Source organism: Neisseria sp. P0009.S007 (assembly GCF_051962515.1).
Map to the genome: position 1 here is coordinate 6,823 of NZ_JBQCVF010000092.1, position 1,903 is coordinate 8,725.

2 protein-coding genes and 1 pseudogene are annotated in these 1,903 nt (G+C 51.7%); all 3 read right to left on the bottom strand.

The genetic code is table 11. The features are described from left to right. A partial coding sequence (locus ACTHS3_RS08825) for a site-2 protease family protein (protein ID WP_440367713.1) occupies window positions 1-257 on the bottom strand: 257 nt, incomplete at its 3' end. 131 nt (window positions 258-388) lie between these two features. Further along, window positions 389-1,570, bottom strand: a complete 1,182-nt coding sequence (ispC, locus tag ACTHS3_RS08830; RefSeq protein ID WP_440367715.1) for a 1-deoxy-D-xylulose-5-phosphate reductoisomerase — start codon at window positions 1,568-1,570, stop codon at window positions 389-391. A 117-nt stretch (window positions 1,571-1,687) separates the two neighbouring features. Beyond that, window positions 1,688-1,903: pseudogene (locus ACTHS3_RS08835) on the bottom strand (SIMPL domain-containing protein); the annotation flags it as partial.

The following is a 1,903-nucleotide window of genomic DNA, read 5'->3' on the forward strand; positions in this document are numbered from 1 at the left end:
TTGTCAAAGGCGTAGGGCAAATCTGCTTCTGCCACCTCGCCTTCGCGCGTATCGACCATTTTAACGTAACCGCCCAGCGGAATCGGGGCAAGACACCACTCGGTATCGCCGCGTTTTCGGGTGAAAAAGGGCTTACCGAAGCCGACGGAAAAGCGCACGACTTTAACGCCGCACCAGCGGGCAACAATATAGTGTCCGAACTCATGCAGGCTGACCAAAATCAGAATGGCGACGATAAAGGCTAAAAAGGTTTGCAAAAAAATCCCCTGTATGGAATGTGATGATCAACGGATAAGGCCGTCTGAAAACCGATTATAAAGGCAGTTGTTCCATTTTGTCTGCCTAAATGCCAAGCGGTTGACGTTTCAGACGGCCTGTCATTGAAACTTTATTGTTTGCCGATAAAGGCTTCTGCCTGTCTGCGTGTTTGCGCGTCTTGCGCCAGCAGGCCTTCGATATCGTAACGGCCGTCTGAAAAATCTTGTGCAAGGCAGTGGGCAACGACTTTGGCAATATCGGTAAACTTGATGCGTTTATCTAAAAAAGCGGCCACGGCAACTTCGTTGGCGGCGTTCAACACACAAGGCGCGGCGCCGCCTGCATTCATTGCCTGATAGGCAAGTTTCAGACATGGGAAACGGTCAAAGTCAGGCTTTTGGAAGGTCAATGCGGACAATGCGCCGAAATCCAGCTCGCCCACGCCGGAGTCGATACGTTCGGGCAGGCCCAAACAATAAGCAATCGGCGTACGCATATCGGGATTACCCAACTGCGCCAATACCGAACCATCGCGATAACGCACCATGCTGTGTATCACGGATTGCGGATGAATGACGACTTCCAGTTTTTCCGTCGGACAGTTAAACAGCCAATGCGCCTCAATCAACTCCAAGCCCTTATTCATCATTGACGCGGAATCGACGGAAATTTTGCGACCCATGCTCCAATTCGGATGTTTGACCGCCTGCTCGGGCGTAATGCTGTCAAATGTACTTAAATCGGTGTTAAGGAAGGGGCCGCCTGATGCGGTCAGAATAATCGAATTGATACCGTGCTCATTCAGACGGCCTGTGTAATCCCTTGGCAATACTTGGAAGATGGCGTTGTGTTCGCTGTCAATCGGCAAGACGGTGGCGCCGTTTTGACGGGCGGTTTCCATAAACAATGCGCCGGAAACCACCAGTGTTTCTTTGTTTGCCAGATAAATGGTTTTGCCTTTTTGAGCGGCAGCCAAAGCCGACGGCAAGCCAGCCGCGCCGACAATGGCACACATCACGCCGCTGACTTCATCGGCAGAGGCGACATCAATCAAGGCTTGAGAACCATATAAAACCTGCGTATTGATGCCTTCTTGTTTGAGTTTCTTTTCCAACTCGGCCGCATGGTCAGCATCGCCGACAACGGCATATTCCGGGCGGAACTGTTTGCATTGTGCCACCAGCTTGTCCACCTGCCTATGCCCTGCCAGCGCGAACACGCGGAATTTTTCGGGATGGCGGGAAACAACGTCTAAAGTGCTTTCGCCTATGCTGCCGGTGCTGCCTAATATGGTCAGAACTTGTTGTGTCATGGTGTGTTCTTTGTGTGCTGTGCAAACGGTATTCATTGTGTTTGAAATAAATTTCTTTGCCGTTTCCAATTTTCAGACGGCCTTTTGCCTCCCAGCTGAAAAGGCCGTCTGAAAGAATTACTCAATGCCGTATTCGATGGTAACAACCAGTCGGACTTGTTTGCCGACGGTGCTTTTATCGTAAGAACCGCCGTACTCGTCGTCCTCGCTGCTGCCGGTGTCGGCATAGATGTTGAACGAGCCTTGCGAAGCAGAACGCATGGCACCCACTTTGCCGCCGCCGGTTTTGGCAAATTCGGCCGCGCGTTTCTGCGCATCCTCAGTCGCCTGCGT

Bases quoted from the DNA above. Each gene is read 5' to 3' on its own strand.
- ispC (WP_440367715.1), bottom strand. From the start codon at position 1,570: ATGACACAACAAGTTCTGACCATATTAGGCAGCACCGGCAGCATAGGC.